This is a genomic window from Sorangium sp. So ce363 (genome assembly GCF_051520435.1).
Classification (GTDB): Bacteria; Myxococcota_A; Polyangia; order Polyangiales; family Polyangiaceae; genus Sorangium; species Sorangium cellulosum_B.
This window is the reverse complement of sequence record NZ_CP150333.1, coordinates 10762537-10786523: the sequence shown is the minus strand read 5'-3', so window position 1 is coordinate 10786523 and position 23987 is coordinate 10762537. Positions and strand designations below refer to the sequence as shown.

Annotated in this window: 21 protein-coding genes; 10 read left to right on the top strand and 11 right to left on the bottom strand. The window is 70.9% G+C overall.

All coding sequences use genetic code 11. From position 1 onward, the window contains the following. The first annotated feature begins 111 nt into the window (after window positions 1-111). Both WMF12_RS40615 and WMF12_RS40610 read left to right on the top strand, forming a co-directional pair. Entirely contained in the window at window positions 112-3009 is a 2898-nt protein-coding gene (locus WMF12_RS40615; RefSeq protein WP_437853902.1) for a response regulator, read from the top strand. Next, window positions 3003-3926 (top strand): response regulator, encoded by a 924-nt coding sequence (locus tag WMF12_RS40610; RefSeq protein WP_437742109.1) that lies wholly within the window; start codon window positions 3003-3005, stop codon window positions 3924-3926. Before WMF12_RS40615 ends, WMF12_RS40610 begins: the two co-directional genes overlap by 7 nt. 28 nt (window positions 3927-3954) lie before the next feature. Here the strand turns inward: WMF12_RS40610 and WMF12_RS40605 are convergent, their stop codons facing one another. Further along, complete coding sequence (locus WMF12_RS40605; protein ID WP_437853900.1) at window positions 3955-4695, bottom strand: 3-oxoacyl-ACP reductase family protein; 741 nt, start codon at window positions 4693-4695, stop codon at window positions 3955-3957. A 93-nt stretch (window positions 4696-4788) separates the two neighbouring features. Here WMF12_RS40605 and WMF12_RS40600 point away from each other — a divergent pair, with 93 nt between their 5' ends. Beyond that, complete coding sequence (locus WMF12_RS40600) at window positions 4789-5427, top strand: TetR/AcrR family transcriptional regulator (RefSeq protein ID WP_437853898.1); 639 nt, start codon at window positions 4789-4791, stop codon at window positions 5425-5427. Between the two features lie 518 nt (window positions 5428-5945). Continuing rightward, complete coding sequence (locus WMF12_RS40595; RefSeq protein WP_437853896.1) at window positions 5946-8057, top strand: substrate-binding domain-containing protein; 2112 nt, start codon at window positions 5946-5948, stop codon at window positions 8055-8057. Between the two features lie 160 nt (window positions 8058-8217). Here WMF12_RS40595 and WMF12_RS40590 read toward each other — a convergent pair whose 3' ends face one another. After that, window positions 8218-8427: a hypothetical protein gene (locus tag WMF12_RS40590; RefSeq protein ID WP_437853894.1), complete on the bottom strand. Its 210-nt coding sequence runs from the start codon at window positions 8425-8427 to the stop codon at window positions 8218-8220. A 289-nt stretch (window positions 8428-8716) separates the two neighbouring features. Here WMF12_RS40590 and WMF12_RS40585 point away from each other — a divergent pair, with 289 nt between their 5' ends. The 3 genes from WMF12_RS40585 (at window position 8717) to WMF12_RS40575 (ending at window position 10497) form a co-directional block, all read left to right on the top strand. Further along, the gene (locus WMF12_RS40585) at window positions 8717-9400 is read left to right on the top strand and encodes a hypothetical protein (protein WP_437853892.1); all 684 of its coding nucleotides are present in this window, start codon (window positions 8717-8719) and stop codon (window positions 9398-9400) included. A 35-nt stretch (window positions 9401-9435) separates the two neighbouring features. Next, window positions 9436-9624: a hypothetical protein gene (locus WMF12_RS40580; RefSeq protein WP_437742104.1), complete on the top strand. Its 189-nt coding sequence runs from the start codon at window positions 9436-9438 to the stop codon at window positions 9622-9624. A 393-nt stretch (window positions 9625-10017) separates the two neighbouring features. Continuing rightward, window positions 10018-10497: a DUF4382 domain-containing protein gene (locus WMF12_RS40575; protein WP_437853891.1), complete on the top strand. Its 480-nt coding sequence runs from the start codon at window positions 10018-10020 to the stop codon at window positions 10495-10497. 129 nt (window positions 10498-10626) lie between these two features. On the opposite strand, the gene WMF12_RS40570 is transcribed toward WMF12_RS40575, so the two are convergent. Next, a complete protein-coding gene (locus WMF12_RS40570; RefSeq protein ID WP_437853888.1) occupies window positions 10627-11793 on the bottom strand; it encodes a serine hydrolase domain-containing protein in 1167 nt (388 codons plus the stop codon). Between the two features lie 190 nt (window positions 11794-11983). On the opposite strand from WMF12_RS40570, the gene WMF12_RS40565 reads away from it, so the two are divergent. Next, window positions 11984-12457, top strand: a complete 474-nt coding sequence (locus WMF12_RS40565; protein ID WP_437853886.1) for a MarR family winged helix-turn-helix transcriptional regulator — start codon at window positions 11984-11986, stop codon at window positions 12455-12457. Window positions 12458-12527: 70 nt separating this feature from the next. Here WMF12_RS40565 and WMF12_RS40560 read toward each other — a convergent pair whose 3' ends face one another. The 3 genes from WMF12_RS40560 to WMF12_RS40550 all read right to left on the bottom strand — a co-directional run bounded on the left by WMF12_RS40560 (window position 12528) and on the right by WMF12_RS40550 (window position 16828). Then, entirely contained in the window at window positions 12528-14057 is a 1530-nt protein-coding gene (locus tag WMF12_RS40560; RefSeq protein ID WP_437853885.1) for a hypothetical protein, read from the bottom strand. 278 nt (window positions 14058-14335) lie between these two features. Then, complete coding sequence (locus WMF12_RS40555; protein WP_437853883.1) at window positions 14336-15874, bottom strand: hypothetical protein; 1539 nt, start codon at window positions 15872-15874, stop codon at window positions 14336-14338. 183 nt (window positions 15875-16057) lie between these two features. Beyond that, the gene (locus WMF12_RS40550; RefSeq protein WP_437853881.1) at window positions 16058-16828 is read right to left on the bottom strand and encodes an SDR family NAD(P)-dependent oxidoreductase; all 771 of its coding nucleotides are present in this window, start codon (window positions 16826-16828) and stop codon (window positions 16058-16060) included. Window positions 16829-16969: 141 nt separating this feature from the next. Here WMF12_RS40550 and WMF12_RS40545 point away from each other — a divergent pair, with 141 nt between their 5' ends. After that, window positions 16970-17881 (top strand): LysR family transcriptional regulator, encoded by a 912-nt coding sequence (locus tag WMF12_RS40545; protein ID WP_437853879.1) that lies wholly within the window; start codon window positions 16970-16972, stop codon window positions 17879-17881. A 48-nt stretch (window positions 17882-17929) separates the two neighbouring features. On the opposite strand, the gene WMF12_RS40540 is transcribed toward WMF12_RS40545, so the two are convergent. The 5 genes from WMF12_RS40540 to WMF12_RS40520 all read right to left on the bottom strand — a co-directional run bounded on the left by WMF12_RS40540 (window position 17930) and on the right by WMF12_RS40520 (window position 22586). After that, window positions 17930-18550 carry a DUF1349 domain-containing protein gene (locus WMF12_RS40540; RefSeq protein WP_437853877.1) on the bottom strand — a complete coding sequence of 207 codons (621 nt, stop codon included), beginning with the start codon at window positions 18548-18550 and terminating at the stop codon, window positions 17930-17932. A gap of 138 nt (window positions 18551-18688) precedes the next feature. After that, window positions 18689-19063 (bottom strand): response regulator, encoded by a 375-nt coding sequence (locus WMF12_RS40535; RefSeq protein WP_437742095.1) that lies wholly within the window; start codon window positions 19061-19063, stop codon window positions 18689-18691. Between the two features lie 14 nt (window positions 19064-19077). Then, complete coding sequence (locus tag WMF12_RS40530; protein WP_437853875.1) at window positions 19078-20508, bottom strand: sensor histidine kinase; 1431 nt, start codon at window positions 20506-20508, stop codon at window positions 19078-19080. A gap of 198 nt (window positions 20509-20706) precedes the next feature. Continuing rightward, window positions 20707-22002 (bottom strand): c-type cytochrome, encoded by a 1296-nt coding sequence (locus WMF12_RS40525; RefSeq protein ID WP_437853872.1) that lies wholly within the window; start codon window positions 22000-22002, stop codon window positions 20707-20709. A 5-nt stretch (window positions 22003-22007) separates the two neighbouring features. After that, complete coding sequence (locus WMF12_RS40520) at window positions 22008-22586, bottom strand: hypothetical protein (RefSeq protein ID WP_437853869.1); 579 nt, start codon at window positions 22584-22586, stop codon at window positions 22008-22010. A gap of 362 nt (window positions 22587-22948) precedes the next feature. Between WMF12_RS40520 and WMF12_RS40515 the strand changes: the two genes are divergently transcribed. Further along, a complete protein-coding gene (locus WMF12_RS40515; protein WP_437853866.1) occupies window positions 22949-23983 on the top strand; it encodes a BMP family lipoprotein in 1035 nt (344 codons plus the stop codon). Window positions 23984-23987: the final 4 nt, after the last annotated feature.

Here is a 23987-nt window from a genome sequence, read left to right as displayed (position 1 = left end):
CCGAGGCGCGTCCCTCCTACTTGCCCGCTGTGCCCCGGCGCCGCCCGTCCATGGGACCCGGCCCTCGCGGCCGTGGACGCCCGATCGCGACCCCGCTATCTCCATGAGGCCATGCCCAAGGCCGAGGATCCCCCGCCCGCCGCCGCGCCGGGGACCGCTCACGCGGACCCCCGCGCATCGGTGGGCGGCGAGCCCCGCCCGTCGCTTGGGGGCGAGCCCCGCCCGTCGGTGGGCGGCGAGCCCCGCCCGTCGGTCGGCGGCGACGCCGACGGCCGCGGCACGTTCCTGCCGCTCCCCTCCGCGCTGCAGCGGCGCCTCAGCCGGCCCTCGTGGGAGAAGTTCGTGCTCCCGCTGCTCGGCCCCGTGCTCGCGCTGCTCGTCATCGGCGCGGTCACCACGCTGGAGGCCGCGCTCGACTGGACCATCCCGAACCCGCCCGCGATCCTCTCGATGATCATCGTCTTCGCGGCGTTCAGCGGCGGCCTCTGGGGCGGCATCGTCACGGCGCTCATCTCGTGCGTCTTCTTCGCGCTCTACTTCTCGAAGGATGGCGTCCTGTTATCGTACGAGGAAGACAACCTCCTCCGGGTCATCGTCTACGCCGTCACCACCCCCGCCATGGCGGTGATGGCGAGCATCGCCAAGCGCCGCGCGGACGCCATGGGCGAGGCCTCGCTCGAGAACGAGCGCGAGCACTCCGCGAGCCTGCGCGCCCTGCTCATGCAGCGCCAGGCGGTCGAGGAGGAGCTCCAGCAGGCCAAGGAGGCCGCCGAGGCGGCGAGCCGCGCGAAGAGCGAGTTCCTCGCCAGCGTGAGCCACGAGATCCGCACCCCGATGAACGGCATCATCGGCATGACGTCGCTCGCGCTCCAGACCGAGCTCACCCAGGAGCAGCGCGAGTACCTCGAGATGGTCAAGATCTCGGCCGACGCGCTGCTCTCCATCATCAACGACGTCCTCGACTTCTCGAAGATCGAGGCCGGCAAGCTCGAGATCGAGCCCGTCGTCTTCGACCCGAGCGAGATCATCGGCGACGCCGTGAAGACGCTCGCGCTCCGCGCCCACGAGAAGCGGCTCGAGCTCGCCTACGACGTCGGCCCCGACGTGCCCGAGGCCCTGGTCGGCGATCCGCTGCGCCTGCGCCAGGTCCTCGTCAACCTCGTGAGCAACGCGGTGAAGTTCACCGACGCCGGCGAGGTCGTCGTCCGTGCCGAGGTCGACGCGCGCGCGCCCCTCACCGTCGAGGAGGAGGCCAGCGCGGACAGCCAGGGCACGCCGAGCCTCTACGCGGGCGAGGCGCTCGGCGACGCCGTGGTGCTCCGCGTGAGCGTGATCGACACGGGCATCGGGATCGCCCCGGAGAAGCAGCGGGTCGTCTTCGACGCGTTCGCCCAGGCGGACGGCTCGACCACCCGCAAGTACGGAGGCACGGGGCTCGGCCTCACGATCTGCGCCCGCCTTGTCGAGATGATGGGCGGCAAGATCTGGATCGAGAGCGAGGTGGGCAAGGGCAGCACGTTCCACTTCACCCTCCAGCTCCGGGCGCTCGAGGGCGCCGCCCGGTCGCGCCGCCTGGAGATCCCGAAGGACCTCCTCGGCACGAAGGTCCTCATCGCCGACGACAACGCGACCGCGCGGCGCATCCTCGCGGACACCATCGAGGGCTGGGGGATGAAGGCGGTCCCCGTCGACTCGGGGGCGGCGGCGATCGCGGCGCTCTCGGAGGACTCGGGCGTGTGGGCGCTGCCCTGGGGCAAGCCGGGGGGCAACGCGGTCGGGCCGAGCAGCTCGTTCGGCCTCGCCATCGTCGACGCCCGCATGCCGAAGGTCGACGGCTTCGCCGTGGTCGAGCATTGCCGGAAGCGCGAGATCTTGAAGGGGCGCGTCCTCATGCTGCTCAGCTCGACGTCCGCGCAGGCGGACGTCGCGCGCTGCCGCGATCTCGGCGTCTTCGCCATGGTCACGAAGCCCGTGAAGACGTCCCACCTCCAGGAGGCCGTGTTCCACGCCTTCGGCGTCCCGACGCGGACCTCGCTCCGGTCGGCCGACCCGCGCCGCGCCGCGCCCGGGACGCGCGCGCGCGGCCTGCGCGTGCTCGTCGCCGAGGACAACGCGATCAACCAGAAGCTGATGCGCCGCTGGCTGGAGCGGCAGGGCCACCACGTGCACATCGTCGAGAACGGCCGCCTCGCCGTCGAGAAGATCGCGGGCGGGCAGTACGACGTGGCCCTGCTCGACGTGGAGATGCCCGAGATGGACGGCCTCCAGGTCGCGCGGGCCGTCCGCGCCCGCGAGCGGCGCGAGGGCGGGCACATGCCGCTCATCGTCGTGACCGCGTACGCGATGAAGGGCGACCGCGAGCGCTGCCTCCGGGCCGGCTTCGACGGCTACCTGTCGAAGCCGGTGCAGGTCGACGAGCTCTACGACATGATCGACCGGCTGGCCGCCGGGCCCTCCGCCCTCGAGATCGAGGACCCGGCGCGCATGTCGCTCGGCGCGCCGAGCTCGTACGCGTCGGCGCCCTCGTCGACGTCCGACAGCGGGCCGCCGAGCACCCGATCGGAGGAGCGGCTGCAGCCCTCGCCCTCCTCGATCACGGCCCGGCCGATGTTCGATCGCACCAAGGCGCTGGAGCGGACGGGCGGCGACGCCGACCTCCTGCGCGAGCTCGCCGAGGTCTTCCTGGAGGAGTGCCCGCGCTGGATGGGCGACATCGACGACGCGGTGGCCGCCGGCGACGCCCGCAAGCTCCAGCGGGCCGCGCACAGCCTGAAGGGCGGGGTCGACAGCTTCGGCGCGCGGGGCGCGTTCGAGGCCTCCTTCGCGCTGGAGAGGATGGCGCGCGCGAACGAGCTCGGCGGCATGGCCGAGGCGCAGTTCGCGCTGCGGGCGCAGATCGAGCGCCTGCTCCCCGAGCTCGCCGCGTTCGTGCGCGAGGGCGCGCCGGCGGACCCGGCGCCGCCGGTGCAGGGCGAGCGGCGCTCTGATAGCGAGGTGACGCGATGGTGAGGGTGCTCGTGGTGGACGACTCCCCGATGGATCGGCGCCTCTCCGGGAGCTTGCTCAAGAAGCGCGCCGGGATGGAGCCCGTGTACGCCGAGAACGGCGTCGAGGCGCTCGAGACGATCGCCAGGTCGATGCCCGAGATCGTGCTGACCGATCTCCAGATGCCGGAGATGGACGGCCTGGAGCTGGTCGAGGCGATCCGCCGCGAGCACCCGTACCTCCCGGTGATCCTGATGACGGCGCACGGCAGCGAGGAGATCGCGGTGCAGGCGCTGCGGCGCGGCGCCGCGAGCTACGTCGCGAAGCGGAACCTCGCGGCGGAGCTCGTGAACACGGTCGAGAACGTCCTCGCGGTGGCGCGGCTCGATCGGCGGGAGCAGCTGCTCCTCTCGTGCCTGACGGCGACCGAGTCCCATTTCGAGCTCGACAACGACGTGGCGAAGGTCCCCGCGCTGGTGGGCCACGTCGAGCAGAGCCTGGGACGGATGCGGCTGTGCGACGAGACGGGCCGGATCCAGGTCGCGGTGGCGCTGCGCGAGGCGCTCGTGAACGCCATCGTGCACGGCAACCTCGAGGTCAGCTCGACGCTGCTCGACGAGCAGCCGAGCGCCTTCTCCGCGCTCGTCGAGCGCCGCCGGGCGGAGAGCCCGTACCGGGATCGGCGCGTGATCGTCGTGGCGCGCGAGACGCGCACCGAGGCGACGTACGTGGTGCGCGACGAGGGGCCCGGCTTCGACCCGCGCAACCTGCCGGATCCGACCGACCTCGCCAACCTGGACAAGCCGAGCGGCCGCGGCCTGATGCTGATCCGCACGTTCATGGACGAGGTGCGGCACAACGAGAAGGGCAACGAGATCCGCATGGTGATGAAGTGCCGCTCGCCGGGGACCGGCGGCGAGCCGGGCGAGGACGGCGGCTGACGCGGTCTCCGGTCGCGGCTCGGGAAGATCAGGCGGTGAAGCCGCCGTCGATCTTGAGGTTGGCGCCCGTGACGAAGGCGCCCTCGGGGCCGGCCAGGTAGGCCACCATGCCGGCGACCTCGTCGCCTTGTCCGTAGCGCTGCACGGCGATCTGGCCTTTGAACCCGGAGGCGAGCGGGCCGTCGGCCGGGTTCATGTCGGTGTCCACCGGGCCCGGCTGGACGTTGTTGACCGTGATGCCGCGCGGACCGAGATCCCGGGCCCAGCCGCGGGTCAGGCCGGCGACCGCTCCCTTGGTCGCGGCATAGACGGCCATCCCGGGGATGAGCGCTCCGTCGCTGCTGATGCTCCCGATGTTGATGATGCGCCCGCCCTCGCCCATGTGGCGGACGGCCTCGTGCGTGGCGGCGAAGAGGCCCCTGACGTTCACCGCCATGAGACGATCGAACTCCTCCAGCGAGGACTGATCGAGGGGGGCGATGGCGGCGACGCCGGCGTTGTTCACCAGCACGTCGAGCCGGCCGAAGGTCTTCACCGTCTGGGCAACGGCGCTCCGCACCGCCTCTGCGTCGGCGCTGTCCGCCCGGACGGCGATCGCCCTGCCGCCTGCCGCCTCGATGCCGTGCACCACCTCGGCTGCCCTCGCGGGCGACGCGGCATAGGTGATGGCCACGGTGGCGCCCTCGTGCGCCAGCCGCCTCGCGATCGCCGCCCCGATACCCCGCGAACCCCCGGTGACCAGCGCAACCTTGCCCTTCAACGTACCCATCGAGACGTCCTCCTTTTTTTTGGAACGATCGTTCCTTATAAAGAAGCTACGTAGGCTGTTGCTGTCCGTCAAGCGATTTATGGAACGATCGTTATGAAAAATTCGGCGGGGCGGGTCCAGCGAGGGCGAGGGAGGCCGCGCGCCTTCGATCAGGAGGTGGCGCTGGAGCGGGCCATGCTCCTGTTCTGGGACCGGGGCTATGAGGCGACGTCGCTCGACGAGCTGAGCGCGGCGATGGGCATCAGCCCGTCGAGCCTCTACGCGACCTTCGGGGGCAAGGAGCAGCTCTTTCGGACGGCGGTGGATCGGTATCTCGCCAGGGGGGGCGAGCGCATGGGCTGCATCTTTGCCGAGGTGCCGACGGCCCGCGGCGCGGTGCGGCGGCTGCTCGAGACGGCGGCCGACGAGTTCACCCGGCCCGATCGGCCGTCCGGCTGCATGATCGCGCTGGCCGGGACCCAGTGCTCCCCCGGCGCGCGGCCCGTACAGGACCTGATGCGAGGGTGCCGCGAGGCCTGGCATGCCTCGCTCCAGGCGCGGATCCAGCGGAGCACCGAGGACGGCGAGCTCGCGTCTGACACGGACGCCGCCGCGCTGGCCACGTTCTACGTGACCGTCTTGCTGGGGATGTCGGTCCAGGCGCGGGACGGCGCGTCACGGGAGAGCCTCCGCGCGGCCGTGGAGGCCGCGATGCGGGCATGGCCTGGGCCCGACGCCCCGCGCCGTCCGTAGGGCTCCCGCGTCGTCCCGTGGAGAGCTCGTGGGTCGACGCGGTGTTGAGTCGCCGAGGACGATTGCCAGGACGGTTGTGTGGCCGGCTGGCGCGCTCAACCGATGTTGGTGCGGGTTGTCGAGGACGAGCAGGCCGCGTGGCACGAGCATGGCGACCGGCGCATGGGTGTCGATGGGAAGATTGGTAAGCGTTGGCGTTCAGCACGAATGGACCGAAGTGGTTTGCGAGCGAGCAATTCGACATCGCCCCGTCGCAGAGAGATACGTCCGGACCGTGGTATATAGGTGGGCACGCGAGCGCAGCCGTGGGACGGGGGAGCAGGGAGACCGGGGCGATGGTTCAGGGTAGCCGGGGCAGTGAAGTCGAGTTGCCGGAGCAGCGGGGCGGCCGATCTGACGGCTCGGCCCAGGAAGATGGCGCGGACGGGCAGCCGGCCACAGGAGGAGATGCCGGCCGCTCGACGCGTGACGTGAATCGCCTTGCGGGGCCGCCCCGCCGCGGTACAGGCGTTCATGGGATGTCACGTGTGATGACCGTGGGCGTCATCACCCCCTATCTGGACGGCTCGTTCTGGAACCCGGTCCTGACGGGTATCCACGAGGCGGCGCGGCAGCACGGCTGTCGCATGCTGGTGATGCGCGGCACGGCCGGCTCGCTCCAGGCCCCTTCGCTCGCCAGAGAACAGGTGGATGGGTGGATCGTCGTGATCGGCGTGGACGGCATCGAGCAGCTCGCCGCCGAGCGGGTCCCGCTCGTCGTCGTCGGCACCCATGTCCACAAGGGCGACTGCCCGTCCGTGATCCCGGACAACCACAGCGGGATCCGGGGCGCGGTGCGCCATCTGATCGGACACGGGCACCGGCGCATCGCGTTCGTCGGCTGCTTCCACGAGTCCGATGTGCGCGAGCGCTTCGACGCCTACCGAGAGACGCTCGCCGAGGCGGGGATACCGCTCGACCCGGAGCTGGTCGTCCGGACCGACGACAACTGGTATACAGGCGGCGAGAACGCCGCCCCGCGGCTCATCGCGCTGCGGAATGCGTGCACGGCGGCGGTCTTCGGGACGGACAAGAACGCGATCGGGATGATGCCGTCGCTGAAGGCGGCGGGCGTCCGCATCCCCGAGGAGCTGGCGATCGTCGGCTTCGACGATGTGCCGGAGGCGCAAACCGCCGACCCACCGCTGACCACCGTGCGCCAGCAGTTCGAGATGCTGGGGAGCGCCGCGTGTGAGCTCGTCGTCTCGATGCTCGCCGGCGAGACGGCCCCGCCAGAGCTCGTGCTCACGCCGAACACGTTGATCCAGCGGATCTCGTGCGGATGCGACGTGGTCCAGAGCTTCCTCGACGAGGACGCGGCGCCGGGGGAGCACGGCGGCGGCGACCTGGATCGACGGATGGTCGAGCTGCTCCTCGCGCCCCGGCCCCTGGCGCCCGATACGTCGCCTGCCGCGGTATGGCCGGGGGTCGCCCTGGTGCTCGAAGCGTATGAGGCGGCGATCGAGGGCGCCGCGCCCCCTCCGGCGAAGGCGCTGGAGCGCGCCTACAAACAGGCCGTCGACATCTCCTCCGATATGGGCACCTTGATGGCGATCGTGCGCCTGCTCCGCCGGTCCCACGAGCGGCGCCGCGAGCGGCTGGGCGGGGACGCGGCGTCGGCGCGGCGGGTCGAGGCGTTCCTGGACGGCGCGCACCTGTCGATCGCTCGGGCTCGGCTCAGCGTCGAGGCCGAGTTCGTGGCGCAGCTCGGGATGCTCGTGCGGTCCAATCACGACGTGGGCCTCGCGCTGGTCAGCGGCTCCCAGGAGGAATCCATGTCGCTCTCATGGCTCGCGAAGACCAGCGCGATCTGGGCCTGCCTTGCGCTCCGGGAGGACGCGAAGACGCTCGTCGTCGCCGGCGCCTACAGCCGTGACGGCAGCGCGACGCCCCCGATCGGCAGCCGCCATCGGCTGGAGGCGTTTCCGCCGGAGCATCTGCTGCCGCCCGCGGCCGCGAGCGGCGCGCTCATGATGATGCTGCTGCCGATCCGCACCGAGCGGCGCGACTGGGGGTTCGTGGCGCTCATGGGGCCGACCCTCCGCGAGCTGGCCGGCGACGAGGGCACCGTCGGGGTCTGGGCGTCGCTGCTCGCCGCGGCCCTCGAGCGCGGCGAGCTCGTCCAGTCGCTCTCGACGAAGAACGCGGAGCTGCAGATGGCCTATGCGAGCGAGCGGACGCTCTCGGAGACGGTGCGTGAGCTCGGCTGCCCGCTCATCCCGCTCCTACCCGGCGTGCTGCTCGTGCCGCTGATTGGCGCGATCGACCGGGACCGCGCCCTCCAGGTGCTCACGGCCGTGGTCGAGGGGGTGGGCCGGCATGAGGCGCGCTTCGTGCTGCTCGATATCACCGGCGTGCCGGCGGTGGACGCCCAGGTCGCCCACGCGCTGGGCCAGACCAGCCGCGCGGTCGCCCTGCTCGGCGCGCGCCTCTTCCTGGTCGGCGTGCGCCCCGAGCTTGCCAGGAGCCTCGTGGACGTGGAGCTAGGCAGTCTGGCCACGTACTCGTCGCTGGCGGGAGCCCTTCACGAGCTGACGACAGGAGGCCTCCGCCCTGGCGGCGTGAGGCGCGGCGCAACGCGCATCGCCTGATGGCCGTCCGCGACGGTGTCGCGCCTGACGAACCGCTGAAGCTGACACCGGGGGGGGTTGTTTCGACTGTCGTGCCTGGCGGCACATCGGTGTGCCGGCGCCTGTCCTCCGCGAGCAGTGCGCAAAAGGCCTGCGTGGGGCCCGGAGCCTTGCGCCACCGTCAGCGATCGTCGCAGCTGCTATCCCAGGTTGTGCAGCTGTGTATTTCACGGGTCTTGGAGCCGCCGTCGAGGCAGTCGGCGTTCATTTCGCACACGTAGCGATCGGTTTGCTTGCTGGCCGCCTGTCCCGCACAGACCATCTCCGACGGATCGACCGTGGTGCCGTTGACCTTGGCGGCGCAGAAGGCTTTGAAGGAGTCGGTCGACACGACGCCTGTTGTTGTGAATCTTTCAATGTTCCCGTGTCTGACGATTCGCATGGGTCCGACACGCGACCACGAATCGGCTCATTTCCGTTCTTCATCCGTGGTCCCAGGCAATCCTCGTGCCCAGCATCGACGATGCCTGTGTTCAAGGCGTGTGCCAGATGCAAGTTGTCGAAATGTTTAGTCAATCGTGCCTGTATGAACGACTGTAATTCATCGTCGAACCGTTCGAAAATCGCTTGAGGCCATCGGGCGATTGATGCACGATGGGCACTCCAAGGAGACGACCGCTATGAGACGAACTCTATGTGTGCTCGTGACGGCAGCAGCGGCGATGCTCTTGAGTGGGGCCGCTCTGGCCCAGTCTCCCCAAGCAGCGGCGCCCGCCAAGGCGGCCGACGCGAAGAAGCCAGAGGGAAAGGCTGGCAACGTGGCGAAAGCTGAAGCGCGAGGGCTGGCCAGCAAGAGCGAGCATGGCGCCGGCGACGCCGATCTGGCACCTGGCAAGAGCGAGCATGCCGCCGGCAAGGCCGATCTGGCACCTGGCAAGAGCGAGCATGCCGCCGGCAAGGCCGATCTGGCACCTGGCAAGAGCGAGCATGCCGCTGGCAAGGCCGATCTGGCGCCCGGCCAAGCGGACAAGGCAGCCGGCAACGCGGAGGTGGAGGGCAGCGCTGCGGCCACGGAAAAAGAAAAGGCGCGAGAGATCCGCAAGAAGAGCCAGCGTGAGGCGGCGCGCACGAAAGTTGTCGCCGCACTCGAGAACCAGCCGATGACGGAAGCGATGAAGCAGGAGCTCCGCCGTCATGCCCGGCGGATTGCGCGCCTCGAGCGCGTCAACCAGCTCGCCAGGGATGAAAAGGATCAAGCTTCGTCCGAACGCGTGTCCAAGCTGATCGATAAGGAGAACGCGCGTCACGAGACGTGGATGGCGAATTTTAACGCGAAGGCCGTCGCGAAGGCAGGTGCAAAATGAGGCACGCTCTGAGCGCCGTTGGGATAGCGGCATCGATGCTGCTGACGGTTGGCTGCAAGCAGGACTCGACGACCGAGCAGCAGGATCCGGCGCCCAGCGCGCAGCCGACGATTGCAGACACGGATCTCGCCGTTCCGGCGGACTTCGAGGAAGAGGCCGCGAGCTCGATCACGGTCGCGAATTACAAGACGGAGCTCGACGCGATCGAATCCGAAATCAACTGATCCATCTGCGGCGAGCGGTTGGCTCGGGTGAAGTTGGTGCTCGCGCGTCACGAAAGACGCTTTGAGCGGTGCTGCACCGAAGTTCCAGCAGTGAGCGTCGCTGCGATGCGCTTTTTATGTGAGCCGTCGGAAGAGCGCTCGAGCACTGTACGAAACAGGTGACGGAGGCCCAGGCAATGGGCTTCTCTGCCAAGGGGGCGCGATGCATGGGCGCCGCCTTCAGCCTGAACGAAGGAGATTGATATGCACGCTTTCTCATCGCACCTGGTCCGCTTCGGCTTTTTCGCGCTCGTCATCGCTGGCTGTGGCGGCGGTGATGCCACCGTGGAGGTGGGGGTCACGGCCCAACCGCTTCAGGCGTCCGCTCCGTCTGAGGGAGGCACGGAAGAGGCCGTGCAGAGACACCTCGTGGTCATGCTCACCGAGGTGAGCGTCCATGTCGCGGAGGACGCGGAGCAGGATGAAGCCGGCCAGGCGTCGCCCGGCGATGACGACGGGTCGAGCCACGAAGAGAGCGCGAGCGAGAGGGGCTGGAGCACGATCTTCAGCGGCGAGGTCAAGCTGGATCTCCTGGACGCGAGCTCGACCGAAAAGCTCCTCGGCTCGAGCGAGGTCCCCGCGGGCAAGGTCACGCAAGTTCGGCTCGTGCTCACCGACGCCGAGCTTGTGGAGGGATCCACCACAAGCGCGGTCTCCTGTCCCTCGTGCTCGGAGTCGGGGCTCAAGATCGTGACGGAAGGCGCGGTCGAGGTGAGCCCCGGTGGCACACTGCACCTCACGCTCGACTTCGACCAGGCCAGATCCCTGACGCAGGAGCAGAGCGGCTATCGCCTCGATCCCGTCATCAAAATTGCCAAGGCAGAGGAGCTCTGAGCACCAGGAGATCAAGAGGATGACGAGGCGCTCCCGGGGCGTGGTCAACCGGAGCACGTTCAACAGAGCACCACGCGGCCCCTGCTCTCACGAACCCAGTCACGCGCCCCGGCGACGCGGGATCAGCGCTCATAGACACGAGTACACGGCCTCGATCAGCGCCCGCCACCGCGGGTCGCCGCCCTTGCCGCTCGCGATCGTCTGGTTCGGCGTGTAGCCGAACCCGAGCCCTGCGTCGGGGTCGGCGAAGCCGAGCGCGCCGCCGGCGCCGGGGTGGCCGAAGGTCCGCGGGCCGCGCCCGAAGGGGCGCAGGGCGCTCGGCAGCATGAACCCGAGCGAGAACCGGCTCTCCGCGAGGAGGACGGCGTCGAGCCCGGCCGCTCGCTCCGCCAGCGCGGCCTCGACCGCCTCCGGCGACAGCACGCGCGCGGTGCCGGCGAGGGCCCCGCCGTTCGCGAGCGCTCCGTACATCCGCGCGAGCGCGCGCGCGTTCGCGTGGCCGTTCAGCGCGGGGATCTCCGCGCGCCGGGCGCGAGCGGTGTTGACGAGGCCCGGCGACAGGAGGTCGCGCGGCCTGGTGAAGGCCATCGAGGTGAGCGACGCCGGGTCGCGGAAGCTCGCGCCGAACGCGCCGCCCAGGCCGCTCGGGCTCGCGATGGTCGGGGGCACCTCGGCGATCCGCCCGTCGTGCTCGGCGCCGGTGCCGATGTGGAAATCCAGGCCGAGCGGCCCCGCGACGGCCTCCCGGAGGAACGCGCCGACCCGCTGGCCGCTCGCGCGCCGGATCACCTCGCCCACGAGGAAGCCGAACGTCACGGCGTGGTAGCCGTGCCGGGCGCCCGGCTCCCAGAACGGCTCCTCCGCGGCGAGGGCGGCGGTCATGGCCTGCCAGTCGTAGAGCGCGCCCTCCTCCGGCTCGGCGCGGAGCGCCGGCAGGCCGGCGCTGTGGTCGAGCAGCTGGGCCACGAGGACGCGCCCCTTGCCGGCCGCGCCGAACTCCGGCCAGGCGGCGGCGACCGGCGCGTCCACGTCGAGCGCGCGCCGCTCCGCGAGCGCGTGGGCGCACAGCGCCACAGCGCCCTTCGTCGCCGAGAAGACGTTCACGATCGTGTCAAAGCGCCACGGCGCCGTCCTCGCCGCGTCCCGGAAGCCAGCCCAGAGGTCGACGACCACGCGGCCGCGCACGGCGGCGCACACGGCGGCCCCGAGCTCGGGAAACCGCTCGAAATTCGAGGCGAACGCCGCGCGCACGGGCGCGAACGCCGGGTCGCAGGAGCCATGGATCGCGAGGTGCATCGCTCGTCCCTTCGTCCCTTCCTCGGGGCAGTACGGGCCCGGGCGCGCGCGGGCGAGCCGCCCGGCCCTTCGAGCCCGACCCCGATGATACGCAACCCATGTTGCGCAACCTTGGTTGATGAATAGGGCCGCCGCCCGCGGCCGTCAACGTCATTTGCGCAACCTCGGTTGCGGGTTACACGCTCCGGCCGTGAAGCCTGCGCGCCCGGACGAGGACCTCGTGCTGCTCTTCGCCGCCATCGCGGCCGCGAACAGCGACGAGGTGATGCGCCGCGTGGAGCGGGCCGGCCACGGGGATCTCCGGCCGAGCCATGGATACGTGTTCCAGCACCTCGTCCCGGGGCCGGTGAAGGTGAGGGAGCTCGCGGAGCGGCTCGGCATCACGGCGCAGGGCGCCTCGAAGGCGGTGGCGGAGCTGGAGGAGCTCGGCTACGTGCGCCGGCGCGTCGCCGAGGACGACCAGCGCAACCGGCTCGTGGAGCTCACCGACCGCGGGTGGGCGGCGGTCGAGGCGGGGCGCGCCGCGCGCGCCGCGGTGAACAGGCGGCTCCGCGCGCTGCTCGGCGAGGAGCAGGCCGGCGCGCTGCTCGCGTCGCTCCAGCGCATCGCGGAGCGCACGGGAGGGCTCGAGCTCCTGTCCTCGCGCCGGCTCCGCCAGCCGTAGCCCGCCCGGGTCCGAGCCGGCGGCTGCGCGGCCGGGTCGAGGACAGACGCGTCGAGGTGCAGCGCGCGTCTCAGCCGCCTGGCGCGGCGGGCGCGAGGAGCGAGGTGTCGACGCGCACCACGCGGGCCGTGAAGGGCCCCTCGCGTGACGCCTGCGTGCGCATGGCCACGGTGAGCTCCGTGCCGAACGCGGAGACATCGACGAGCGGGTGCTGCTCGTGCAGATCGTTGAAGTAGCTCCCTCCTGCGATCGCGGGGAGCGGCAGCGTGACCGCGACCTCGGGCGCGCCTCCGGCGGCAGGCACGCGCACGAGGCGTAGCTCGCCGCGGCTTTCGTCCGCCACGGTGTGGCCGACGCACACCCGGTCCAGACCGGTGTCCTGCAACTCGTACGTGAGCGTCTCGTCGATGTGGCTGATCAGGAGCGCGATCCACGCGTCGCCATCGCTCGTGCGCGCGGCCGCGAAGGCCGACCATGCGAGCCCGGAGGCCACCATGTGGCATTCGGCCGGGCAGCTCGTAGAGCCCGGAGGCGGGATCTCGACGCCGTCCTGGCAGCGGGATGTGGGCGTCTCGGTGCCGGGGATTGCGACCTCGTCGAAGCCGCCGTCCTCGCTGGCGCTCGCCAGCCGCAGCCCGTCGGTGTGCTGCACGACCGCCGCGAAGCGCGGAAACGTCGCTTGTCCGGCGGGCTGCGGCGGCCGAACGGGCTCGTAATCGAGCAGGGAGCTCGCGGAGTCCGGGGCGCCAAGGCTCCGCTCCGTGGTGCCGTCGAGCACCGTGAGCTGCCGGACCCCTGGGAGCGCTTCGACGAGCCCGAACGCCAGCGGCGCGTCGTCGGGCGCGAGGGCGAAGCGGGCGTAATCGCTGCCGCTCGGCCGGCTCGCCGGCGCGACGTCCCAGGCGCCGCTGGACGTGCGCGTCGCATGCGCGAGGCTGTTGTCGCGCACGTCCGTGTTGATCCAGATGTGGGGCTCGCCCCGGGAGTCCACCGCGACATCGAGGACCGGCACGTAGTTGTCGTCGCGATCGAACACCCTCTGCCTCTCCGCCGCGCTGCCGACCAGCGGCAAGAACACGATACCGCCAGGATAGCCGTCACCGCTGCCTGTCGTCTCATTCACCGCGGCATACGCCCTTCCGTCCGGCGAGAGCGCCACGCTCAGGGTATTGGACTGCACGTCGAAGTCTCGTTGCGTCGCTCCATCGTCGTCGAGCTCGAACAGCCGCGTCGGGTCGTCGCTGCTCGTCACGAGGTATGTCGCGCCCGCCGCCGGCACGGCCCGCACCCCGCCCGCTGCAAACGTGGCATCGGTGCACGTCACCTCCACGTCGAGCGTGATCGCGCAAGGCGCGTCCGCGGGACAGGCGTCGTTGTGGTCGCCTCGCCGCGATTCACACGTCGCCGGGGCGTCGCCAGCGCCGCCCTGACCGCCCACGCCGCCTTGATCCCCGGCGCCGCCTTGATCCTCGGCGCCGCCAGCCCCTCCTGTGTCAGCTGGCACGGTGGTATCGCCCTGGCACCCAAGCGTCACCGACAGGCCGGCGAGCATGCCGGTCCCAAGCATTCGAAGGATGTGTATTTGCAGTTCCTGGCGCATGAGCGCTCGCCTCCCTGTGATGCGATGCCGCTCAGCATCAAACGTGCCGGTCGATCTTTTGCGCGAAAGCCGACGTCACGCTCGATGGCTTGTGTCGTTCTGTGTCAAAATGCGCATTCGGCCCGAGGCACAGCCGTGGTTACCTGTCGAGCTGCCAGAGATCCATCGTGACCTGACCGGCGTCGTCCCACTGCCATTCCTCCCGGTCGATCGCACGATCATCGACAGCGATGCTCCCGAGTGATTTGCTGCCCTGCTCGGCGAGGAAACCGGCCGTCTCAGTCGCCTGGCGCCGCAGGCCCGAGGAGCGAGGTGTCGACGCGCAGCACGCGGGCCGTGAAGGGCCCCAGGCGTGACGCCTGCGTGCGCATGGCCACGGTGAGCTCCGTGCCGAACGCGGAGACATCGACGAGCGGGTGGCGCTGGTACACATCGCTGAAATGGCTCTCGCCTGCGATCGCGGGGAGCGGCAGCGTCACAGCGACCTCGGGCGCCCCTCCGGCGGCAGGCACGCGCACGAGGCGCAGCTCGCCGCGGCTTTCGTCCGCCGCGATGTTGCCGACGCACGTCGGCAGATCGGCGTTCTGCACCTCGTAGGCGATCGTCCAGTCGATGTGGCTGATCAGGAACGCGATCCACACGTCGCCGTCGCTCGTGCGCGCGGCCGAGAAGGCCGACCATTCGAGCCCGGAGGTCACCTCGTGGCAGTCGGCCGGGCAACCCGCCGACGCGGGGTCGCCGAAGCCGCGCTGGCAGCTGTACGCCGGCGTCGCTGTGCCGGGGATCGCGACCTCATCGAAGCCGTCGCCCTCGCCGGCGCTCGCCAGCCGCAGCCCGTCGGGGTGCTGCACGACCGCCGCGAAGCGCGGAATCGGCGCTTGCGCGGCGGGCTGCGGTGGCGGGACGGGCTCGTATCCGAGCGAGAAGGTCGCGGAGACTGGTGCGCCAAGGCGCCGCTCCGTCGTGCCGTCGAGCACCGCGAGCTGCCACTCGCTCGAGGTGTTCGCTTCGAGCGTCCCGAACGAAAGCGGCGCGTCGTCGGGGGCGAGGGCGAAGCGGGTCCAACCGCTGCCGCTCGGCCGGCTCGTCGGCGCGACGTCCCAGGCGCCGCCGGATGTGCGCGTCGCGTGCGCGAAGCTCTCCGGCGCGTCCGTGATGATCCAGATGTGTGGCTCGCCCCGGGAGTCCATCGCGACATCGATAACCGGCACGTATTTGTCGTCGCGATCGAACACCATCTGTTTCTCGGCCGCGCTGCCGGCGAGCGGCAGGAACACGACACCGCCGGGATAGCCGTCAGCGCTGCCCTCCGTCTCATCCACCGCGGCGTACGCCCTTCCATCCGGCGAGAGCGCCACGCTCACGCTATTGCTCTGCACGGCGAAGTCGCGTTGCGTCGCCCCGTCGTCGTCGAGCTCGAACAGCCGCGTCGGGGCGTTGCTGCTCGTCACGAGGTAGGTCGCGCCCGCCGCCGGAACGGCCCGCACCCCGCCCGCTGCGAAGTCGTGCCCGGTGCACGTCACCTCCACGTCGAGCGTGATCGCGCAAGGCGCGTCCGCGGAACAGGCGTCGCCGTGGTCGCCCCGCTGCGAATCGCACGTCTCCGGGCCGCCGCCCGTGCCGCCCTGACCGCCCGCACCGCCCTGACCGCCTGCGCCGCCTTGACCGCCCGCGCCGTCTTCACCCCCGGCGCCGCCGGCCCCTCCTGTGCCAGCTGGCACGCTGGTATCTCCCTGGCACCCGAGCGTCACCGACAGGCCGGCGAGCATGCCGATCCCGAGGATTCGAAGGATATGGTTAGGCAATTCCCTGCTCATGAGCGCTCGCCTCCTTGCGATGCGCTGCCACTCAGCACCAAATGTGCCAGTCGAGCTCCTTCGCAAAAGCCCGGTTACGCTCGATAACCTGTGCCGTTCTGTGTCGGAATGCTCGTGGGGTTCGCTGCTCCCGTTGCAGGCGCGGGCCCGACGACCACGCGCCTGCCGCGAGCTCGGAGCGCCTCAGAGATTCATGCCGCCTGACGCCTCGATGCGCTGGCCGTTGATCCACTGGCCCTCGGGCGAGAGCAGCACGGCGACCGCGCCGCCGATGTCGTCGGGGAGGCCGACCCGGCCGAGGGCGGTCTGGGCGGCGATCATCTTGTTCAGCTCGGCGTTGTCGCGCACGACGCCGCCCCCGAAGTCGGTCTCGATCGCGCCCGGCGCGAGCACGTTCACCGCGATCTTCCGCGGCCCGAGCTCCTTCGCCAGGTAGCGGGTGAGCACCTCCACGCCGCCCTTCATCGAGGCGTAGGCGGCGTACCCGGGGAAGCTGAACCGCGTGAGCCCCGACGAGACGTTGAGGATCCGCCCGCCGTCCGCGATGAGCGGGAGGAGCTTCTGCGTGAGGAAGAACGTCCCCTTGAAGTGGACGTTCATGAGCGCGTCGAACTGCTCTTCGGTCGTCTCGGCGAAGCTCGCGTGGCCGCCCATGCCGGCGTTGTTCACCAGGTAATCGAAGCGATCGCGCCCGAAGCGACCGGCGAGCTCCGCCTTCACCGCGGCGGCGAACGCGTCGAATCCCCGGGTGCTCCCCAGATCGAGCGCGATGGCCGCCGCCGTCCTCCCCTTGGCCTCGATCTGCTTCACCACATCTGCCGCCTCCGCCGCGGCGCCGCGGTAGGTGATGATGACGTCCACGCCGCGATCCGCGAGGTGGAGCGCCATGCTCTTTCCCAGCCCGCGGCTTCCGCCGGTGACGAGGGCGACGGGGCTACGCTTGGATGTGCTCATGGTCGGGTCCTTTCGATGGCGACGCGGCTGCCCGCCGCTGTCCGTGGCGGCTGCTCGCCGCTGTCTGCGACTGTGAATAGCGATCCGATCCCGGTTGCGGAAGGCCCGAGGCTCCGACACACTGTTTCGCCAGTCGAAACAATGACCGTCGACGTCGGATCGCTGAAGATCTTCGTGAAGGTGGCGGAGCTCGGCAGCTTCACGCGCGCCGGCGAGCACCTCGGCATGCCCAAGGCGCGCGTCTCGCTGCGGCTGAAGGCCCTGGAGGCCGAGCTCGGCACCCGGCTCCTCCAGCGGTCGACGCGCGTCGTGCGCCTCACGCCCGACGGAGAGGAGCTCCTTCCGCGGGCGCGGCGCCTCGCGCTCGAGGCCGACGAGCTCGGAGCGATGTTCCAGGCCGCGCGGGGCCTGCGCGGGCGGGTGCGGATCGATCTGCCGGTGAACTTCGCGCGCGACGTCATCATCCCGCGCCTGCCCGAGCTGCTCGCGCGCCACCCCGAGCTCGAGGTGCTCCTCAGCACGACCGATCGGCGCGTCGAGCCGCTCCGCGAGGGCTTCGACTGCGTCCTGCGCGTCGGCGCCCCGGGGGGCGACGGGCTCGTCGGCCGCAGGCTCGGCCTCCTGCGCATGATGAACTGCGCGAGCCCGTCCTATCTGCGCCAGTACGGTACGCCTCGCCGGATCGAGGATCTCGATCGGCACCTCCTCGTGCATTACTCGACGACGCTCGGCGCCGAGGCGCCGTCGTTCGAGTACCCCCACGACGGCGGCTACCGCGAGTGGCCGATGCGCAGCGTGGTGACGGTCAACAGCGCTGACGCCTATTTCGCCGCGTGCCTGGCGGGCCTCGGCATCATCCAGGCGCCGCGGGCCGGAAAGCTCCCCAGCATCACCGCGGGCGAGCTCGTCGAAGTGTTACCCTCCCTCACCGGCGCGCCGATGCCCGTCTCGCTCCTCCACACGCACGGCAGGAGCGTGCCGCGCCGCGTGCGCGCGGTGATGAGCTGGATCACCGAGGTCCTCGCTCCGCACCTCGAGGCGCTCGACCGCTGATCCACGCGCTCCCGGCCGGCGAGCCCTCCCGCTCGACCCCTCGAGGGCTCACGCCGCGCGCCCCGGCGCGATCCGCAGCAGATCGAACTCCGCCACGAAGCCCTCGCCGAGCGGGCTGCAAGCATAAAGGCCGCACTCCACCTCGCGCGCCCCGTCGTCCTCGTGCAGGTGGGCCATGCGGATCTGGGTCCACGCCGCGCCGTCGTCCGAGCTGTCGACGAGGTAATCCGGCCCCTCCCGCCGGACGCGCAGCCAGATCTCGCGGCGATCCGAGGGAAATGGCTGGGTCGACCAGTCGCTGTAGCCCGCGTTCGTCACCACCGCGCCGAGCCGGCTCGGGCCGTCCGGCTCGAACTCGACCGACGCCTTCAGCCAGCACGACTCCGCGATCCGCACCATGAGCCCTGCCTGGTCGTACTGGTGCGCCGGCCGGAACCGCACATGGCAGGTCATCACGAAGTCGCCGCCGGCGCGGGTGAAGAGGAAAGGCCCGTTGTCGTTGCGAAAGCCGTAGTGCGTCCGCTGCCAGTAGTCCGTCTTCGCGGCGGGCTCGACGACGAGCACGCGCCGCTCGGGCTCCACCGCCCAGCGCGCCGGCGGGTTGCGCCACGTGAGCCGCGGGTCGATTCCAGGGTTGGTAAAGCCCTCTTCCAGAAGCTGTCCTGTCATGACGCAGACCTCCGAGCGCCGCGCGGCGTGCGGTCCGCCCGCGCGCGGGCGAGGGTCGGGAGGCTACCACGGAGCGCGCCGCGTTCGGGTGCGCCCGTCTGCGATCCAGCCGCGCCCCGCTGCGATCGGCCGCGCCGCTCACGCCGAGGGCGCGCGCGGGCCGAGCACCGCGTCGTGGAGCTGGTCGAGATCGAACGGCTTGGCGAGGAACCGCGCGAGCCCGAGCTCCGCGGCCAGCTCCGAGACGTCCACCGCGGCGCTCACGAGCACCACGCGCACCGCCGGATCGACCCGCGCGAGGATCGCCTTCGCGCAGACGCTGGGAGAGAGCCCGGGCATGAAGTAGTCGCACAGCACCGCCCGCAGCACGTCGCGCTCGCGCTCGAGCAGCGGGAGCGCCTCGGCGCAGTCGGCGACCTGGAGGCAATGGAGCCCCCACCCGTCCAGGCTGAGGGCGACGAGCTCCCGGAAATCGGGGTCATCGTCGATGACCAGCACGCGGTTTCGCAGCATGTTCCCTCTGCTAGCTAGCGCCTCAGTTCCAGAGAAAAGACCATGAGGTCACCGGCCCTCCGCTCGATCCAGAACCTCGCGCCGTGGAGCCGGGCGATCCCCTGGACGAGGTGGAGGCCGATGCCCGTGCTGCGCGGCTCGTCACGCCGCCCCTCGAACGCGACGACGGCGAAGGGCTCCAGCAGCTTCTCGAGGTCCTCCGGGAGATCCTTCCCGCCCCGGACCTCGATCGTGATGAGCACGCGCGCGGCGGAGCCGGCGTCGATCGTGACGAGCACCGGATCGCGCTCCAGCGCGACGGACACGGCCTGGACGAGCAGGCTCCAGAGCGCCTGCTCGACGAGCTCTGGATCGCCCAGGAGGTGCGCGTCTCCCCGGGGCACCAGGCGAATGCTGTGATCTTTGGCCACGAGCTCGAACTCTCCGATCACGCCGCGGGCGAGCTCCTCGACGTCGATCGCTTCGGGCTTGAAGGGGAGCTCGCCTCCGGAGATGCGCGCCGACCACAGGAGATCCTGGACCAGGCGGCCGAGGCGCGTCGCCTGGCGCTCGATGATCGTGAGGGCGCGCTCGCGGATGGCCGTGTCGTTCCGGTGGGTGAGCGCGACCTGCGAGAACCCCTTCATGGTGGTGAGCGGCGTCTTCAGCTCGTGCGCGGCGACGGCGAGGAACCGGTCGCGATCCTTGTCGCGCTCGGCGATGGCCTTGAAGCTCGTGTTCAGCGTGTGGGCGAGCACGGCGAGCTCGTCGTCCCCCCGGTCCCCGAGCGGCTCGTAGACGCCGCGCTCGCGGAAGCGTCGGACGGCGGTCACCATCCGGTGGATGCGCGGCGCGATCGCGCGGCGCACCGCGAGGCCGAAGAGCGACGCCGCCGTGACGCCCCCGAGGCCGACGGCCATGAAGACGAGGAGGATGCGCCGCCGGACGCGGTCGAACGCGTCGTAAGCGACCTCCAGGTAGCGCAGGTTGATCCTGTGCAGCTTGATGAGGGCGTCGCTGAGGTGCTCCACGTCGGCGTGCCGCAAGTGCGGCGCGGCGGGCGTCGGACCCACGAGCCCGGTCGTGCGCTCGAGGTGCATCACGACAGCGGCGATGGTGTCCGCCGCCTCGCGCTCTTCCTCCAGGAGCACGAGCTCCCCGGTCCGAGCGAGCGCAGCGCGGAGGTGGATGGCGTCCGGCAGGGTCGAGGTCGCCGTCAACCAATCGCGCTGGTACCGATCGATGAAGGAGCGGAGCCGCATCATGGGCTCCCGGACTTCTATCGAGACGTCCGACGGCGGGCGAGCGAGCAGGGCATAGAGAGCGTTCGATGACTCGATGCCGCTGCTGATGACGACGAACGGCTGGAAGACGTAGTGACGCAGGTAGGCTGTCTCGGTGGCCAGCCGCCTGAGCGCGACGATGGACATCGTGATGCCCAGGGCGGCCAGGATCAGCTGACTCAAGACGAGCAAGGAAAGACGCCTTCCTATGGACATCCTCCCCGGCGGCCCGTTGCCCCCGCCGCTCGGAGGCGAGCCCGCGTGCTGAGCACGTTGAGACCACCGAGGCATCGGCCACCTCCTCGGTGTCACCGTGGAAGCAAGGGGGGCACCACGACAAGGCCGGAGCGACCCTGGCGATCGCCCCCTCCCGCTCGTTCGCTACTGCGGCCGGCCCTGCGCGATCCAGCTCTCGACGAGCTGGATCTCCTCCGGCCCGACCGCGGGCAGCCCGAGCGGCATCCCGCGCACCGCCGGAGCCGCGCGGCCCGCCTCCTCCGCCTGCCGCGCCAGCAGCGCGGCGACGAGGCGAGGGGCGCCGTCGGGCCCGCGCGAGAACACGCTCCGCCGCTCGCCCTGATCGTCGACGTAGCCCGCGGCGATCCCCTCGTACGTGGCGAGGTTCAGCCCGCGCGGCTTGAACCCGAAGCCGCCCGTGTTCCCGGGCCCGCCGTCGCCGAGCGCGTAATCCGGCTCGGAGTGGCAGTGCCTGCACGTGACGCGGAACACCCGGCGATCCACCTCGGCGTACGTCACCCGCCGCGACAGCAGCGGCAGCCGCTCGGGCGCGCTCGCCGGCGCCCGCGGCGACAGCTCCGCCGTCACGACGAAGGCCGCGATGTCCCGCGCCTCGGCGGGCGACATCGGCACCTGGGGCATCGGCGTGCCCGGCTTGATCGCCGCGGGGTCGAGCACCCACGCGACGAGATCGGCGGGCTCCATCCGGTCGCGCGCGTGCCTCAGATCCGGCGCCAGGGCGATCGCGGCGCGCGTCTCCTTCTCCATCCCCTTCACGGGCGCGACCGCCGTCACCCCGGCCGCCCCGGAGAAGGCGTGGCACGTCCCGCACCCCTTGGCCTCGTAGAGCTCGCGCCCCCGGGCCGCGCTCGCGCCTTCCAGCGGCGCACTCGGACGTTCGCGCCCCTCGCGGCGATCGCGGCGATCGCGCGTGAGGTAGGCTGCGATATCGCTCGCCTGCTCGGGCCCGATCGCGAGCCGCGGCATCGTCGCGTGCAGGCGCGGGCGCACGTCGTGCGGCGACAGCAAGAAGGCGCGGATCCAGTCGCGGCGCAGCCTGTCACCGGCGGCGGCGAGCGACGGCACGTCGCGCAGCTGCACGAGGTTCTCGTTCCACCGCTTCATCGCCGCGGCCGGCGCCTGGAACCGCCCCGCCGCGATGTCCTGGTGGCACTGGACGCAGTGGGCGTCACGCGCCGCGGGCGCCTGCCCGGTCCCGTCGTGGCAGCGGTTGCACTGGAGCTCCGCGACGAGCCGCTCCCCGCGCGCCGGATCGCCGGCCGGCGCCGCGGCCACGGCGGCCGGAGCGGCCGTCCCGGCGCCCTGGTCGCTCGCGCGCGGCGCCGTGGCAGGCGCAGACCCTCGCGCGTCCTCGGAGGTACACCCCGCGGCGCCCGAGGCGAGCGCCGCGAGCAGGGCGAGCAGCGGACGGGCGCGCATCGGCGTCAGCTCTGCGGACCGACCGCGCCGGTCGTCCGGCAGAGCGCCTTGTTCTGCGCCATCGTCTCGCACCGGGTGGCCGCGGCGTCGTGCCCCGCGTTGTCCCCCGAGAGCGCGCGCAGCCGCGCCAGCGTCGCGTACGCCTCGGGGCTCGTCAGGAGGTCCTTCTCCGCCAGATCGCCGAGCAGCTTGAGCGCCTCGCCGCGGTGCTCTGGCGCCCTGGCGAGCGCCTCGCCCAGGTCGGTCTGGAGCGCCGGATCGTTCTTCCGCTGCTCGTTCAGCCGGCGCAGCGCGCGGATCGACCAGTCGATGTTCCCCTTGCGCTCCTCGGCCGACGCCCCGCCCCACGTCTCGAGCAGCTCGCGCGGCAGCTGCGGTCCGACCTGGAGCGCCCCGTCCGCGCGCGCGGTGGCCACCGCGAGCACGCGGAAGGCCCGGTTGATCAGCGGGTCCTTGTCATAGGAGATCCGCCGGATCTCGGGGAACATCCGGATCACGCTCCCCGCCGCCGCGGTGAACCGGCCGTCGTGAAGCGTTTGCTCGGCCTGGGCGATGCCCATCACGCGGTGGTCGATCGCGGGCATGATCTCGACTCCACCGCAGGCCGACGCGTCCGCCGAAGGGACGAGGGCGGACGCGATGAGAGCACAAAAAAGCGTGAATCGAACGGCGGGACCATTCATGGAAGGACCTCCTCGGGAAGGCTGCGCCGGCGCGCCCCGTCGCTCATCGGGCGCTGCCGATCGACTGTGACAACGCTCGAGGAAAAAATGTTGCTCCCCCGATCGCGATCTCGAGGGGAGGCGCGCGGCGCTCCCGCGCAGCCGGCCGTGCTCCCGCGCAGCAGATGAGAGCGCTCGTGTGAGCAAAGGTGTGCCACTGCGATACGGTGGTTGCCTTGGTGCGCGGCCCGGTGTCCAATGCGGGCCTTCCAAGGAGATCCGCCATGTTGAAGAAGCGGCGCGTCGCGATCGCGGTCCTGCTGGCCCTCGCCAGCGCGCTCGCGGGGTGTAACAGCAGCAGCAAGAAGGCCGACTGCGCGAGCCCCGAGGTGTTCTGCGTGGGCCTCGTCACCGACATGGGCAAGATCGACGACAAGTCGTTCAACCAGTCGGCCTGGGAGGCGATCCAGCGGGCGCAGAAGGAGCTCGGCGCCACGACGCAGTACATCGAGACGACGGATCCGAAGGACTACCCCAAGAACATCGCGACGTTCGCCGAGGAGCGCTACGACGTGGTCGTCACGTCGGGCTTCGGGCTCACGGAGGCGACGCGCGCCGCGGCGGATCAGTTCAGCGGCGTCAAGTTCATCGGCATCGACCAGTTCCAGATCGCGAACAAGCCGAACGTCGTGGGCCTGGTCTTCCCCGAGGACCACGGCGGCTTCCTCGTCGGCGCGCTGGCCGCGATGATGACCAAGACGGGGAAGATCGGCGCCGTGCTCGCCACCGACGCCGTCCCGCCCGTGTGGCGCTTCGGTGAGGGCTTCCGCGCGGGGGCGCGCCACGTCAAGCCCGACATCGAGCTCAGCGTCGTCTACCACAACGACGTCGGCTTCGATAAGACGTTTACCGATCCCGAGTGGGGGAAGACGACCGCCGTCTCGATGATCGACAAGGGGGTCGATATCGTCTTCGGCGGCGGCGGCAAGACGGGCAACGGCGCGCTGCTCGGCGCGGCCACGAAGGGCGTTTACGCCATCGGGGTCGACACCGACCAGTACTTCACGGTGCCCGAGGCCCAGAAGGTCCTCCTCTCCAGCGCCGTCAAGCTCATCTCCGACGGCACCTTCGACCTCATCAAGTCGGCCAAGGAGGGGAAGCTGCCGTCGGGGAACTTCCAGGGCAAGTCGGGGTATGCGCCGTATCACGATCTCGACGCCAAGGTCCCCGCCGAGGTGAAGGCGAAGATGGAGGAGCTCCGGAAAGGGCTCCTCGACGGGACGCTCAAGACGGCGGTGCCGCCGGCCAAGGGGCCGTGATCGC